Source organism: Polyangium sp. 15x6 (assembly GCF_029960785.1).
Lineage (GTDB): Bacteria > Myxococcota_A > Polyangia > Polyangiales > Polyangiaceae > Polyangium.
Map to the genome: position 1 here is coordinate 1 of NZ_JASBQE010000088.1, position 14,232 is coordinate 14,232.

The window sequence follows — 14,232 nt, forward strand, 5'->3', positions numbered from 1 at the left end:
CTTCGCTCCGCAGTACGCCGACGTCGACCTCCACATCTCGCCCTGCTTCGGGGTTTGTCCACGGGACATGCCCCCCGCCTTACACCATCGCGCGATGGTTTGGTAGAGAAAAACACCAGCCATCTAGAGCCGCTCGGGGACCCACGTCTAGGCATTGCAGGGGCGGTAGGGGTCGTGGATGGGAAGCCCTTGTCGAAGCAGGAGGATCCGTATGCGTACGACGATCCTCCAGGGGGCGATGGGAAGAAATCGGGCGTGAGAGGTTCGATCGGTGCGGGGCCGGTGATGGTGCTGGGGGTGGCGTCATGGGCCCCTGCCTTTGGTGCGGCTATTTCTGGTAGTTTGCGATATCGCGCGCTATCGCTCGATGCTGATCTTCGCGCTGCATGGTTGGCATATCCCGTCGGCGGTGAACCCATTAGCGCCATGACCGTTGCGGGCTTGCTCGGCCTCTGCGCACACTGGCGGTGGTTATTCGGATGCGCGCTAGGGCACGTTGGAGTCATTCGCGCCGAGATTGCTGGGGACGCGTTCATCGGCTCAACGGAGTCGTTCTTTAAGCCCGGTCTCGGGGGGCGCGTGGGCGTCACGATGCCTGTTTATGAAGGTTTAGCGATACGCGCCTCCGCTGACGCTGTGGGCCTTGCCCGCGGAACCCAGCTACGGCTTGGGTCGAGAATCCTTGCCGATCAACCTCCGATTCTCATTGGTGCCACGCTGTCTGCGGTCTGGCAATTCTGAACCATCACGCAGGTTTGATATGAGCAACGTTTGGACTCGAAAGCGCCTGGCATATCTTGGGGTATCTGCCGGCTGTATGACTACGATTCTCGCGACTGCCTACGGTTGTTCGGCCCCCCCCGACGTAGGGCAGTGGTATTGCAACCCCGAGACAGGCTTCCCTAGCCCGCAGTGCATTCCGGACGCGGGGGCAGACGCCGACGCCAGCCCAGACGCCGAACCACAAGCGGCGTGCGAAGCGCAAGGCGGGGAATGCGTCAAGATTCCCGACGATCCCCAGGCCGGTTTCTGGAGCCCGGTTCCATGGGCCACCTGGTTCGGGCCGGCCTCGGACATGCCGAAGAAGTGCCCCTTCGTTGGCGGCGAGCAGTTCAGGCTCTACGCCGGCCTTACGGCTCCCCCCATGCAGTGCGACGCCTGCGAGTGCCGGGAAGCGACGGGGCAATGCAGCGGCGTCCCGGGGGAGATCACGATCGGGGCTGGTATGTGCGGCGCGGTGGGGGCGCCGTCGCTCCCTTTTGACGGTCCGGGGGGGTGGGATGGGAGCTGCACGAACGCGAACGCGTTGCCCGCGGGGGCGCAGTGTCCACCAGGAAGCGGCGTCCTGTGCGCGCAGTCGATCACGTTCTCCGCGCTTCCCCCTCCGGTAAACGAGAAGTGCGACGTCAAGCCATCGCCTATCATCAAGGTGGGCGGGACGAAGAGCACGGAATGGGAGACGGGCGCGCTCGCCTGTAGGTCGAGCCTTGACACGTCGCTCTGTGGTACGGGGGATCAACTATGCGTCCCGAAGGTACTCTATCCCCACCGTCAATGCATCTGGCGGCTCGGGAAGCACACCAAGTGCCCCAAGCCCTACGATTACGAGCTTCCCCGGACCATGTACCCATTTCAGCCCCAGGAATCGCGCGACTGCACAGCATGCACGTGTGGCGCGCCTCAAGGGGGCACGTGCGGTGCTACGTTGCGGTTGTTCGATGATGGCGCTTGCTCGTCGGAATTCATGAAGCGCCCGATCTCCTCCGTCGGGGGTGCATGCGATATCATTTTCCCCGCGGGCCGGGCGATGGGTGGGAAGGCGGTCACGGATCACGCGTACATCGCCGGCACGTGCGAGGCCGGCGGGGGGGAGCCCATCGGTGAGGCGGTCGAGGACGAAGAGAACGCGGTGACGTTCTGTTGTCGAGAATCGTACATTTTTGATTTTTGACGAGTAGGCATCGCGTACATGGCGGCAACTTGTACGGCGGCCATTCTTGGGTTCTTGGCGGGGCTGCGCCGTCGAGCATGGTTGCGTCGAGCGCCCCGAGGGCTGCGCCTTGCGCCTTGCGTCCCGCCGAGTGTCGAGAGCGCCCCGAGGGCTGCGCCGTCGAGCGCGACCGCGCCGAGCACCCCCGGGGCTGCGCCGAGCGCCGAGAGCACCCCGAGGGCTACGCCGAACGCCCCGCAAGGCTTCCGCCCGTGATCGGAGGGACCATGCAAATCCTGTTGAAGATCGCGCCGTTAGTCCTCACCATCGCCTCAAAAACGGTACACAAACAGATTTCGCTTGCCGCTCCCGCTCCCGCTCCTCTTGTTCCTACGAACACTCCTAAATGATGTGCAAGCCTCTCGACACTCCCTCCACGCGAAAATGCATTCCGTACACCACCCCACCGCCTTGTCATAAGCTCGTCACTTGCCAGCCCGCTCTTCCTGAGCAATAAGAGGTCGCCACCCCTCGCTGGAGATACCATGGTGAACAAATCGCACTTCCTTGCAATCGGTCTCCTCGCCGCCCTCTCCGTCCCCGCCTGCGCCGCGCAGGACTCTCCACTCCCCGAAGAAACGGAATCGGCCCCCTCCGCCGCCACGGCCACCCGCATCTATGCCTCCGAGGGCGACCTCGACTTCTCCTTCGAGACACTCGGCACCTTCGAAGAGCGCGACGGCGTCCGCGCCCTCATCTTCCGCGGCACCGCGAACCGCTACCTCCAAAACGTCTTCAGCTTCGTCCCCGATGACGCCTTCGCGCAAGCGAACATCATCAGCGAACGCCGACTCGAACTCGTGATCCACGAAGGCCACGAGCTGAATACCCTCCTCTCCGGCCTCCCCCTCTTCGTCTCCATCAACACCTTCACCGGCTCCCCAAACCAGTACACCGCCCGCGTCGAGATCTCCGCCCGCTTCTACGATTTCCTCGGAGCCAGCGACCTCTGGATCGACGAAGCCGTGCAGCCCTACTACGTCGTCAACAACATCGATAACATCGTCTATCGCGGCGGCGTCGACGTCGCCGGAAACCCCCTCACCGTCACGGCACCCGACGGCGCGCCCTCGGTCTTCCCCATTGACGCCGACAGCTACCGCCTCGACTGGTCGTACACCAATCTCCACAACGCCATCGATCCCCACACGCAAACCATCTCCTTCAGCGCGACGCGCCCCAACGGCACCGTCGCGAACAAGACCGCGCGCCTCGTCGCGCGCGTGACGGGCCTCGCCCTCACCTCCGGCGACCCTTACAACGTATGGCCGACGCCTCCGTGTGAGCCTGCGGTTTATGCCTGCTACCACAGCCAACCCGCCGGCACGACCGACTTCGCCGCGTGTGGCACCTACCGCCAGGTGCAGCGCTGCGTTTATGCGAACGCGTGCGACGTGGCCCAGGAGCCACTCTCGCTCTCCCCGATCGACGCCTCCTCCCTCGAACCGGCGCGCGCGGCTTGGAACCAGGGATCCAGCGGCTACAACTGGCGCAACATCCAGCCCATTGCCGCCTACGATACGCCGGAGTGCCCGGAGACGCCGGCCACGATCGCGAGCATCATCGACGAGATCGCCTCCGCCGATCAGAACCAGCCGCCCGCCGAATACGGCACATTCACCGATCGCGCCGGCCTCTCCTCCACCATGTTCTTCAGCTCGACCGGCGGCAGCGCCCTGCTCGCCGCAATCGACGCCTACGCGGGCGGCGGCGACATCGAGGCGTGGCACTACAGCGAGCAGGTGTCGTGCCACAACTGCACCGACAACATCGCGCGCATCGTGCTCTTCTACCCGCAGAGCGGCGTGGTCCTCGTCCTCGACGGCAATTACGGCTACGATTCCTGAGCCGAAATTCCGCTCGTAGCTGTCGCGCTCGGCATACCCGAAGACTGGACAGCCCACCCATTCCAGGCAAACGCCTGCGCGGCGCAAGAAAGACCGCCCCCGCCGCCCTTCCTCCGCAGAGGCCACCCCGACGCAGGGGCCCCCACCCCCCGAGCGAAGGAGCCCGCCGACCGAAGGACCCCGCGCACCGGATCGACCTCTGAGAGGTGCTGGGGCTTGGCCGCTCGTCGCCTCGCGTTTGCCTTGGGACGTTCACATGTTCGGGCTCACACGTGTCTCTGGCGGGTGCGTCGGAAGACCCCGACGACGGCTACGACGTAAACGAGGAGGAAGGGACGAGCGCAACCCTTCGACGCGGTCCTCGGGGCGCGAGGACCTCGCACGGCGCAGCCGAGCTCGCCTCGCCTCTTGCTTCGGAAGAATCAGCTCTTGCGAGGGCGGGACCCCTCCCGCCTGGCGTAGATGCTCGGTAACATGCCGTATACGAGCGGCACGAATGCATAGACCACAATACTAAGGACGGTGCTCAGGAACGAGAGCCCTACGGCGACCAAATAGATCAACGGTGTGGTGAGCGAGCGGCGTAGATGGATCTTGACGTCCTCTAGTTCAACGTCGGGATCGACCAGCCGCCGGTTCGTGGTCGCGTAACGCCACGTCGCATGGTGGACGAGGCTGATGGCGAGGAGGTGCGCGCCGTAGAGCACCACGACCGCCTGCTGCTCCAGGTACCGGCCGATCAGCGTCGTGGTGAAGGGGACGGTCGCGACGAGCATGAGGAACAGCATGGTCATCCACAAGAGGGCTTGATCGGCGCGCTTGATGAAATGAAATTGCTCGTGCTGCGCCACCCAGGACATCCCCAGCATGACGAAGCTCACGAAATAACCAAGGAAATTCGGCCACAAGCGGAGCAGCGCACGGGGTATGTCCAGGGCTGTGGGTTGCTCGATCTCCGGCACGGGTATCTCAAGGACGAGGATCGTCATCACGATGCCGAAGGCCGCATCGCTCAGGGCCTCGATCCGACTGGTCCGGAGGCTCGACGCGGATTCGTGCGGGACGGGTGGGAGCGCCATTGGATGGGATAAGCTTACCAGATGGGTGCGCACACGCGTAGCGGCGGTCTCGCCGTTTCGTGGCGGTGAGCCCTTCGCGCCCCGACGGCCTGGGCGGAGGCGTTCGGTGAACGGCTTGTCTTGGAGCGTCGCGATGCGGTCCCGACGTTCCCCGAACGTTACTGCATTCGAGCCGGACGCGCGCGCGAGGGGAGTGCGTTTTCGAGGATCTGTCTGGCCACGCTCGTGAGCTGCGCCCGGAAGCTACCGGTGTTGTAGCTCTGCCCGTACCGTTCGCAGATCGCGCGCACGCGCGGCGCGATCTCCGGGTAGCGGCAGGCGGGGAGATCGGGGAACAGGTGGTGTTCGATCTGGTGGCTGAGGTGGCCACTCAACACGTGGAACAGGCGACCTCCTTTGATGTTGGCCGACCCGTGGATCTGGCGCAGGTACCAGGCACCGCGTGGTTCGTCCTGGATTTCCTGCTCGTGGTACATGCGCACCCCTTCCGGGAAGTGCCCGCAGAAGATGATGGCGAAGGCCCACACGTTGCGGGTCCCATTGGCGATGAAGTTTCCGAGCGCGACCCGTGGCGCATTCGCCAGCGCCAATGCCGGAAAGAACACGTAGTCTTTGAACAGTTGTCGCGAGCCCTTGGCCAGGAACGGCCGCGCACGGGTCCACAGCACGGCGACGGACTGGCGGCCGGCGATGGTCTCGTCGAGGCGCAGCGCATGAGCCCCGATGCCCCACTGGAACAGGAATGCGAGCCCCACCGCCACGAATGGCTGGATGATATGGGCCGGATTCCACGGCTGTTCCGACGTCACCCGAAGAAAGCCGTAGCCGACGTCGCGGTCGCGACCGAGGATGTTGGTGAACGTGTGGTGCTCGAAGTTGTGGTACTCGCGCCACTGGTGGGCGGCGCAGGCCATGTCCCAATCGTAGGTTTCGCCGTCGAGCTCGGGATCGTGCGTCCAATCGTACTGGCCGTGCATCACGTTGTGCCCGATCTCCATGTTCTCGAGGATCTTGGCCAGGCCGAGTGCTCCGCTGCCGAGCGCGAAGGTGGCGGGATCGATCCCGACGTGGAGGAGCAACCGGCCGGCGGCCTCCGCGTAACGCATGGTGCGCACCACGCTGCGAATGTGATCGACATCGCGTTGTCCGCGCTGGTCGAGAACTTCTTGGCGGAGTGCATCGAGCTCGCGGCCGAAGGCGTCGATTTCGTGAGGGGTGAGGACGCGGTTCATCGGAGGTCCTGGATCAGAGGGCGAGCGTGAGATCAGAGCGGGCGACGGACACGCAAAGGCGGATGACGTCGTCGGGTTCGTTGGAGATCGCGCCGGTCAGGACGTTTTCGACCACCCCGCTCCGCTTGGCGCACCGGCAGGTGTTGCAGATGCCCATGCGGCAGCCGTATTCGAGGCGTTCACCGGCCTGCTCCAGCTCGTCGAGCAGTGTCCCGCGACCCGTGGTGGTGATGGATCGTTTCGAGCGACCGAGGTGAATCAGCGCTCCTGCGCCGGGCGCCGCTGCGGCAGGTTTGGCGACGACGAATCGCTCGTGATGCAACCGTCCTTCAAAACCCAGGAACGCGGGCGCGACGGCGTCCATCATGCCGGTCGGACCACAAAGGAACGTCTCGCGATGGGCGAGGTCGGGGACCAACACCCAGAGCTGTGTGGAATCGAGTCGTGGCGACTCGTCGTCGAGGTGGAGCACCACCCGGAGCCCGGGGTGCAACGACGAAAGGCGCGCGAGCTCGCGGGCGAAGAGTACGTCTCGTCGCGAACGCGCGGCATGGAGATAAGTCACGTCTTTTAGCGCGCGCCGATGGGCAAGGTCGCGGAGAATCGCGATCAGCGGTGTAGCCCCACTGCCGCCGCTCAGGAGGAGGAGTTTCGCGGGCGTGGCCTCGGGGAGGACGAAGTCGCCTGAGGGCGCGCCGAGGCGAACGAAGTCGCCTGCGTGCAGATGCGTATGCATCCAGTTCGAGACGCGGCCGCCGGGGACTCTCTTGACGGTGAGCTCGACGTGGGGGTCGTTCGGTGGCGAGGAGATCGAATAACAACGACGGAGGCGTATGCCGTCCACCTCGATCTCGACCGGTACCCATTGCCCTGGCAGGTGACCGGGCCATACCCGGGGTGCGAGCACGAACGTTTTCACGTCGTGGGTCACGTCGGCCACCGAAAGGACGCATGCGCGAAGCTCGGCACGCGAGGCGACCGGAGCGAGCTCGTCGACCCAGAACCGGAACGAACGGTCGAGGAGCAACGCGCGGCTGACTCGCTGCGCGGCCCGAAGGGCGAACGAAGCCGTACGCGCCACGCGCGGCGCGCTCGTCGCGAGCGTGTTCATCTGCAGTCCTCGATGGGCGCTGGTCCTACACGTCCACCCTGCCACCCTGCCGACAAACCTACGACGCCGCAGGTACGTGGACAAGATGCGATGCGTCACGATTCGTTCAGGAATGGGTCGAGCGCCTGTTTTCCTCGTGTGGCTCGGCCGCTCTGCCGGGCTACCCGCCACAGCGAGCGGCGCTCGTCGGCAAGCGGTGGGACGAGACGCAAACGGCAGGCGGCTCCGGGCTTCCCACGCTCGAAGCGCCCGAAAGGCTGCTGTCGATCGGTCATCAGGCGAGCCTCCTCCGCGAAGGAGCAGCCGGTCAGCGTCCGACGGATCCTCGGCGGTGCCGATCCATTCCCGGCCGAAGTCGGACAGTCACGGCGGCTTCGATATCTGGGAGATCCTGCATTCCGGGCCCCGCTGGTTGCGTTTGGCGAAAGCTCAACGATGCGGCCATTCGTCACCTCGACGCAGCCCATGGCCCAAACGACTTCCTGCTCGCCGCGATCGACGCCTTCGCGGGCGGCGGCGACATCGAGGCGTGGCACTACAGCGAGCAGGTGTCGTGCCACAACTGCACCGACAACATCGCGCGCATCGTGCTCTTCTACCCGCAGAGCGGCGTCGTCCTCGTCCTCGACGGCAATTACGGCTACGACTCCTGACCCGAAAGACCCCTCCCCAGGACGATCCGCCCCCCGCGCCCGCTCCCGCCCCCACTTCCGTTCCCGCACCCGCGTTTGTCATGTGAGCCGCGCCTCGCCTGTGGTAGGAAGTTGAGCCGTGTCGAGCCGAGGCCGCGCCGCGGGGCAAGAGCAGAGCGACCGGAACATCCCCGAGGGCGCCGCTCCCTCCACGACCCTGACGCACGCCGACGGCCAGGCCTCCACGAGAGGCACCGTCCGCCGCTTCCGCCTCACCGTCGTCGAGGGACCCGCGCGCGGACTCGCCTGGCAGTCCACGGGTGACCGCTGCTCGGTCGGCTCCCACCACCGCAACGACCTCATCGTCGACGACCCCACCGTCTCCCGGTTCCACTGCGAGATCGTGGTCGACGAGGGCGGCGTCCGCGTCCGCGACCTCAAGAGCCGCAACGGCACCGTGCTCGACGGCGTCGCGGTCCTGGAAGCGTTCCTGCGCGTCGGCAGCCTCCTCCGGCTCGGAAAGACCGTGATCCGCTTCGAGCTCGCCGCCGAGACGAACCGGCTCTCGGTCTCGCAGGAGACCCGCTTCGGCTCGCTCACGGGCGTCTCGCCGGCCATGCGCGCGACGTTCGCGATGCTCGCCCGCGCGGCGGAGAGCGACGTCACGGTGCTCCTCGAAGGCGAGACCGGCACGGGCAAGAGCCAGGCGGCGCACTCGGTTCACAAGAAGAGCGCCCGCAGCGAAGGGCCGTTCGTCATCGTCGATTGCGGCGCCATCCACGGAAATCTGCTCGAAAGCGAGCTCTTCGGGCACGAGAAAGGCGCGTTCACGGGGGCCACGGAGCGGCGCGTCGGCGCGTTCGAAGAGGCGTCGGGCGGGACGTTGTTCCTCGACGAGATCGGCGAACTGCCCGTCGACCTGCAACCGAAGCTGCTCCGCGCGCTCGAGGCGCGGGAGGTCCGCCGCGTGGGGTCGAACGCGTACCGGCCGGTCGACGTGCGCGTGATTGCCGCGACGAACCGCGATCTGCGGACGGACGTGAACGTCGGCCGATTCCGCGCCGATCTGTATTTCCGCCTCGCGGTCGTGACGATCGGAATGCCGCCCCTGCGCCGGCGGCCCGAGGACATCCCGGCGCTGGCCGAGGAGATCATCGCGTCCCTGCGCGCGCCCGAGGGCGCGGCCGAGCAGCTCCGCACGCCCGAGTTCATGGCGCAGCTCCGCAATGGTGCCTGGCCCGGCAACGTGCGCGAGCTGCGCAATTACGTCGAGCGTTGCTTGATTCTCCGCACGATCGAGCCGGCCGTCGAGACCACGGGCGCGACGGAGGAAGGGTTCGTCGTGGATCCGACGGCGCCGTACACCTCGGAGCGGGAGCGCGCCGTGGCCGATTTCGAGCGGCGGTATTTCACGGCGCTCTTGCGCCTGCACGATGGCAAGGTCGCGCGGGCCGCGGGCGCGGCGGGGATGGATCGGACGTATCTGTATCGGCTGCTCCGGCGCCACGGGATCGAGCCTTAGGGGACGGATCGCATGGAGGGCCATCCGGAGAGCCAGCGCGATCGCCCGGAGGATGCTTCGCCGAGGCAGCCGGAGGCCGATCCCGCGTTCGCCCGCACCGCGCGGGCCATGACCGGGCCCAATCCGGAGCCGCCCTCTCGCTCGACGCTCTCGGCGACGTCGCCGCCGATCGCCTTCGGCGCGCCCGCGATTCCGGTGGAGTCGCTCTCGCTCGGGTCGGGCAGCGTCATCAAGCAATACGAGATCATCCGCGAGCTCGGCCAGGGCGGCATGGGGCGGGTGTTTCTCGCGCGCGATACGAGGCTCGCGCGGCTCTGCGCGATCAAGCTGCTCGTGGGATACACGGGCAAACGCGCCGAGAGGTTCCTCGCCGAGGCGCGGGCCACGGCGCGCTGCAAGCACGAGAGCATCGTGGTCGTCTACGAGGTCGACGAGCTCCAGGGGTATCCCTACATGGTGCTCGAATACCTCGAAGGCCGCACGCTCCGGGCGTGGATGACGGAGCGCGAGCGCGCGAAAGGGGTCTCGCCGAGCGTCGCGGCGGAGATCATGGTCCCCGTCCTGCGCGCGCTCGTCTGCGCGCACGAAATGGGCATCGTGCACCGGGATCTCAAGCCGGAGAACATCCTCCTGACCGAAGGCGGGCAGGTGAAGGTGCTCGATTTCGGGATCGCCAAGCGCTTCACCCTCGACAATACCGGGACGATGACGATCGCGGCGCGGCGCCCGGGCGACGACGTCACGACGACGGAGGACGGGACCGTGGTCGGCACGCCGCCGTACATGTCGCCCGAGCAATGGCTGGGGCTCGACGTCGATCCGCAATGCGACGTCTGGGCCGCCGGGATCATCCTGCACGAGCTCGTCACGGGCGCGCACCCGCTCGCGCCGGTGAGCATGGCGCGGCTCGTCGGCGTGCAGGTCCTCGAATTGCCGATGCCGAGCGTGCTGGAATCACGCCCGGACCTCGGGGCCCTCGGCGCGCTCATCGATCGATGCCTGAAGAAACGCAAGACGGAGCGAATCGGTTCGGCGCGCGAGCTACTCACGGCGCTCGAATCCCTCGTCGACGAGCCGACCACGGTGGCGCTGTCCGACGACGACAATCCGTTCGCCGGCCTCTCGGCCTTTCAGGAGTCGGACGCCGCGCGGTTCTTCGGGCGCGAGCGCGACATCGCCGGCGTGCTCGGGCGCCTGCGCAACCAGCAGCTCGTGGTCGTGGCCGGGCCCTCCGGCGCGGGCAAATCGTCGTTCGTGCGGGCGGGGATCCTCCCTGCATTGAAGCGCTCGGGGGGCGCCTGGGAGGCGTTCATTCTGCGCCCGGGTCGAAAGCCGCTCACCGCGCTCGGCGATGTGCTGGTCCAGATCGCCGATCCGCCTACCGACATTCGAGGGAGCGTGCCCCCTGCCACCGACGCCGAGGAGCTCGCGGCGATGCTCCGCAGCCGCCCCGGCTATTTCGGCGCGCGGCTCCGCGCGCGGTGCCGCCGCGCGGGGCAGGACCATCACATTCTGCTGTTCGTCGATCAATTCGAGGAGCTTTATACCCTCGGCGCGAGCCAGGACGAATGGAAGGCGTTCATCGCCTGCCTCGAAGGCGCGGCCGACGACGCGTCCTCGCCGCTGCGCGTGCTCCTCGCCATGCGTTCGGATTTTCTGGATCGGCTCGTCGACAATCGCCCGTTCATGACCGAGGTGACGCGCGGGCTCGTCTTCTTGCCACAGCTCGGCCGCGAGGGGCTGCGCGCGGCGCTCACGAAGCCCATCGAGGCGGCGGGATATCGATTCGAGGGCGACGAGCTCGTCGAGCAGATGCTCGATACGCTGGAGAACACGCGGAGCGCTTTGCCGCTCTTGCAATTCACGGCGACGAAGCTGTGGGAGGCGCGGGATCGCGAGCACAAGCTCCTGTCCCGCGAGAGTTATCGCGCGCTCGGCGGGGTCGCGGGGGCGCTCTCCACGCACGCGGACGCGGTGCTCGCCACGCTCTCGGGGCCGGAGCAGGCGCTCGCCCGGTCGATTCTGCTGCGGCTCGTCACGCCCGAGCGCACGCGCGCGCTCGTGAGCCTGGCCGAGCTCCGCGAGCTCGCCGAGGGCGGGGAGGCCACGGAGCAGGTCGTGCAGCACCTCGCCGCCGCGCGGCTGCTCGTCATCGAGACGGGCGGCGATTGGGAGGGGTCGACGGTCGAGATCGTGCACGAATCGCTGGTCGAGCGGTGGGCGAAGCTCCGGCACTGGCTCGACGAGAACGAGAAGGACGCGCAATTCCTCTCGCGCCTGCGCGCCGCGGCCCAGCAATGGGACGCGAGCGCCGAGGCCGAGGGGCTCGTTTGGCGGGACAGAGCTGCCGAAGAAGCACGGCAATGGCTCGCGCGCCGCCGCGCCGCGCAGGGAGCAGGCGCGCCTTTCCGGCTCGGTCGGCGCGAGGAGCGATATCTCCTCGCCGTCGTGGCGCAGGCGGATCGCGAGCGGAGCTTGCGGCGGCGGGTGGCGATGGGCGCCATTGCGGCGCTCGGCGCAATCACGGTGGTCGTGTCGTACCTGGCCCTCCGCGCCGGGGAGCATGCGCGGCGCGCCGATCAGCAGGCCTCGCACGCGGACGCGGAGGCGGCGCGCGCGCAGGCCGAGGCGAGGCAGGCGCGGAATGCGACGCGTATCGCCGCGGCGCGCGAGCTCTCGGGGGATCCGACGACCGTGCTCGCGCTCCTGCGCGAAGTCGAGCCGCCCGAGGTGCCACGCGGCTGGCCGGAGCTCGCGCGCTGGGCGCTCCAGAGCGGGCCGGCCCGCGTGGTGCTCATGCATCCGGCCCTCGTCATGTCCGCGGCCTACAGCCCCGACGGCAAACGGATCGCGACCGCGTCGGAGGACGGAATCGTCCGCGTGTGGAATGCCGACGGCCGCGGCGAGCCTTTGCTGCTGCGGGGCCAGGAAAGCGTGCAATCGGTCGCGTGGAGCCCCGATGGCCGCCGCATCGCGGGCGCGTCGTGGGACAAGACCGTGCGGATCTGGAATGCGGACGGCTCGGGCCGCCCGATGATCCTTTCGGGTCACGAGGACGCGGTCCGAACCGTGACGTGGAGCCCCGATGGAACGCGGCTCGTCTCGGCGTCGCGGGACCGGACGGCGCGCATCTGGCGCAGCGACGGCACGGGCGAGCCCGTGATCCTCCGCGGGCACGAGCAAAGCTTGCGCTCCGCGGCCTTCAGCCCCGACGGCGCGCGTGTCGTCACGGCCTCCGAGGACAGGACGGCGCGGGTGTGGAATGCGGACGGCTCGGGCGAACCCGTGGTGTTTTGGGGCCACCTCGCGGCGGTCAATTCGGCGACGTTCCGGCCCGACGGCGAGCACATCGTCACGGCCTCGTGGGACAGGACCGTTCGGGTGTGGAATGCGGACGGCTCGGGCGAGCCCCAGGTGCTCACGGGCCATAAAGACGGCGTGTATTCGCTCGCGTTCACGTCCGAGGGCGAGCGGATCCTCACGGCCTTCCAGAATGAGGGCCTGCGCCTCATGACCGCGGAGAACTCGGGGGATCCCTTGGTGTTCCGTGGCCACGAAGACGCCATTCAAAGGGCCTCGTACAGCCCCGACGGCCAGTTCATCGTGACCGTCTCCTCGGACAAGACGGCGCGGGTCTGGAGCGCGGACGGCACGGGCAGGCCATTGCTGCTCAAAGGGCACCAGCGCATGGTCTACCGGGCGTCCTTCAGCCCCGACGGCCAGCATATCGTGACGGCCTCGTGGGACAACACGGCCCGGGTGTGGAATGCGGACGGCGCGGGCAAACCCCTGGTGTTGCGGGGCCATGAAAATGTGGTCCACTGGGCGGAATGGAGCCCGGACGGCAAGCGCATCGTCACGGCCTCCGAGGACAAGACGGCGCGGATCTGGAATGCCGACGGGAGCGGCGAGCCGCTCGTGCTTCGGGGCCATCTGGCCACGGTGAAATCCGCCTCCTGGAGCCCGGACGGCAAGCGCATCGTCACGGCCTCCGAGGACAAGACGGCGCGGATCTGGAATGCCGACGGGAGCGGCGCGCCGCTCGTTTTGCAGGGCCATCAGGCCGCGGTCAACGTGGCGTCGTGGAGCCCCGACGGCCAGCGCATCGTGACGGCGTCCCGCGACAAGGCCGTCCGGGTGTTTCACGCGGATGGAAGCGGCGAGCCGCTGCTCCTGCTCGATCACCAGGGGAATGTGCGGAGCGCGATGTTCAGCCCGGATGGGAAGCGGATCGTCACGGCCTCGCACGACCGGACGGCGCGAGTCTGGAATGCCGACGGGACGGGGACGCCGCTCGTGTTGGAAGGGCATCAGCACTGGGTCAATTCGGCGGAGTGGAGCCCGGACGGGAAACGGATCGTCACGGCCTCGCAGGACAAGACGATACGGATCTGGAACGCGGACGGGAGCGGCGAGCCGCTCGTTCTGCGAGGATCCGATTTCGTGCTGAATTCGGCGGTGTTCAGCCCCGACGGGAAGCGGCTCGTCACGGCGTCGGACGACAAGGCCGCGTGGGTGTGGACCGACCTCGAGCCGCTGGCCGGCGTCCTCGATCCCAAGTTATGGTCGGCGACGACGTACTGCATGTCGGTCGAGCGGCGAATCGCGCTCCTCAACGTGCCGGAAGCCACAGCGCGGGCCGAGCAAGAGGCCTGCGAGCGCCGCGTCTCCGGGGCGCCGCGCTGATCTGTCGACAACCCGTCCACACCTGTCGACGTCGGGTCCACGCCCGCGGGGGGCGCGGCGAGGAAGCGCCGCGATCGCGCGGGGAAACGGGGGTGGCACGATCGCTGCTGAGCGCCTCGCATCCGTCTCGACC

7 protein-coding genes are annotated in these 14,232 nt (G+C 67.5%); 4 read left to right on the forward strand and 3 right to left on the reverse strand.

Annotated features, from left to right (window positions below; all coding sequences use genetic code 11):
- The first annotated feature begins 1,744 nt into the window (after window positions 1-1,744).
- Both QHF83_RS40575 and QHF83_RS40580 read left to right on the forward strand, forming a co-directional pair.
- Window positions 1,745-1,951, forward strand: a complete 207-nt coding sequence (locus QHF83_RS40575; protein WP_282423454.1) for a hypothetical protein — start codon at window positions 1,745-1,747, stop codon at window positions 1,949-1,951.
- 524 nt (window positions 1,952-2,475) lie between these two features.
- A complete protein-coding gene (locus QHF83_RS40580) occupies window positions 2,476-3,837 on the forward strand; it encodes a hypothetical protein (RefSeq protein WP_282423455.1) in 1,362 nt (453 codons plus the stop codon).
- A 422-nt stretch (window positions 3,838-4,259) separates the two neighbouring features.
- Here the strand turns inward: QHF83_RS40580 and QHF83_RS40585 are convergent, their stop codons facing one another.
- From QHF83_RS40585 to QHF83_RS40595, 3 genes are all read right to left on the reverse strand, one after another.
- A complete protein-coding gene (locus QHF83_RS40585; RefSeq protein WP_282423494.1) occupies window positions 4,260-4,916 on the reverse strand; it encodes a TMEM175 family protein in 657 nt (218 codons plus the stop codon).
- Window positions 4,917-5,074: 158 nt separating this feature from the next.
- Window positions 5,075-6,148, reverse strand: a complete 1,074-nt coding sequence (locus QHF83_RS40590; protein ID WP_282423456.1) for an acyl-CoA desaturase — start codon at window positions 6,146-6,148, stop codon at window positions 5,075-5,077.
- A gap of 13 nt (window positions 6,149-6,161) precedes the next feature.
- Entirely contained in the window at window positions 6,162-7,259 is a 1,098-nt protein-coding gene (locus tag QHF83_RS40595; RefSeq protein ID WP_282423457.1) for a ferredoxin reductase, read from the reverse strand.
- Window positions 7,260-8,108: 849 nt separating this feature from the next.
- Here QHF83_RS40595 and QHF83_RS40600 point away from each other — a divergent pair.
- Window positions 8,109-9,413: a sigma 54-interacting transcriptional regulator gene (locus QHF83_RS40600; RefSeq protein ID WP_348980514.1), complete on the forward strand. Its 1,305-nt coding sequence runs from the start codon at window positions 8,109-8,111 to the stop codon at window positions 9,411-9,413.
- A 12-nt stretch (window positions 9,414-9,425) separates the two neighbouring features.
- On the forward strand, window positions 9,426-14,099 hold the full coding sequence (locus tag QHF83_RS40605) for a protein kinase (RefSeq protein WP_282423459.1): 4,674 nt from the start codon (window positions 9,426-9,428) through the stop codon (window positions 14,097-14,099).
- Window positions 14,100-14,232: the final 133 nt, after the last annotated feature.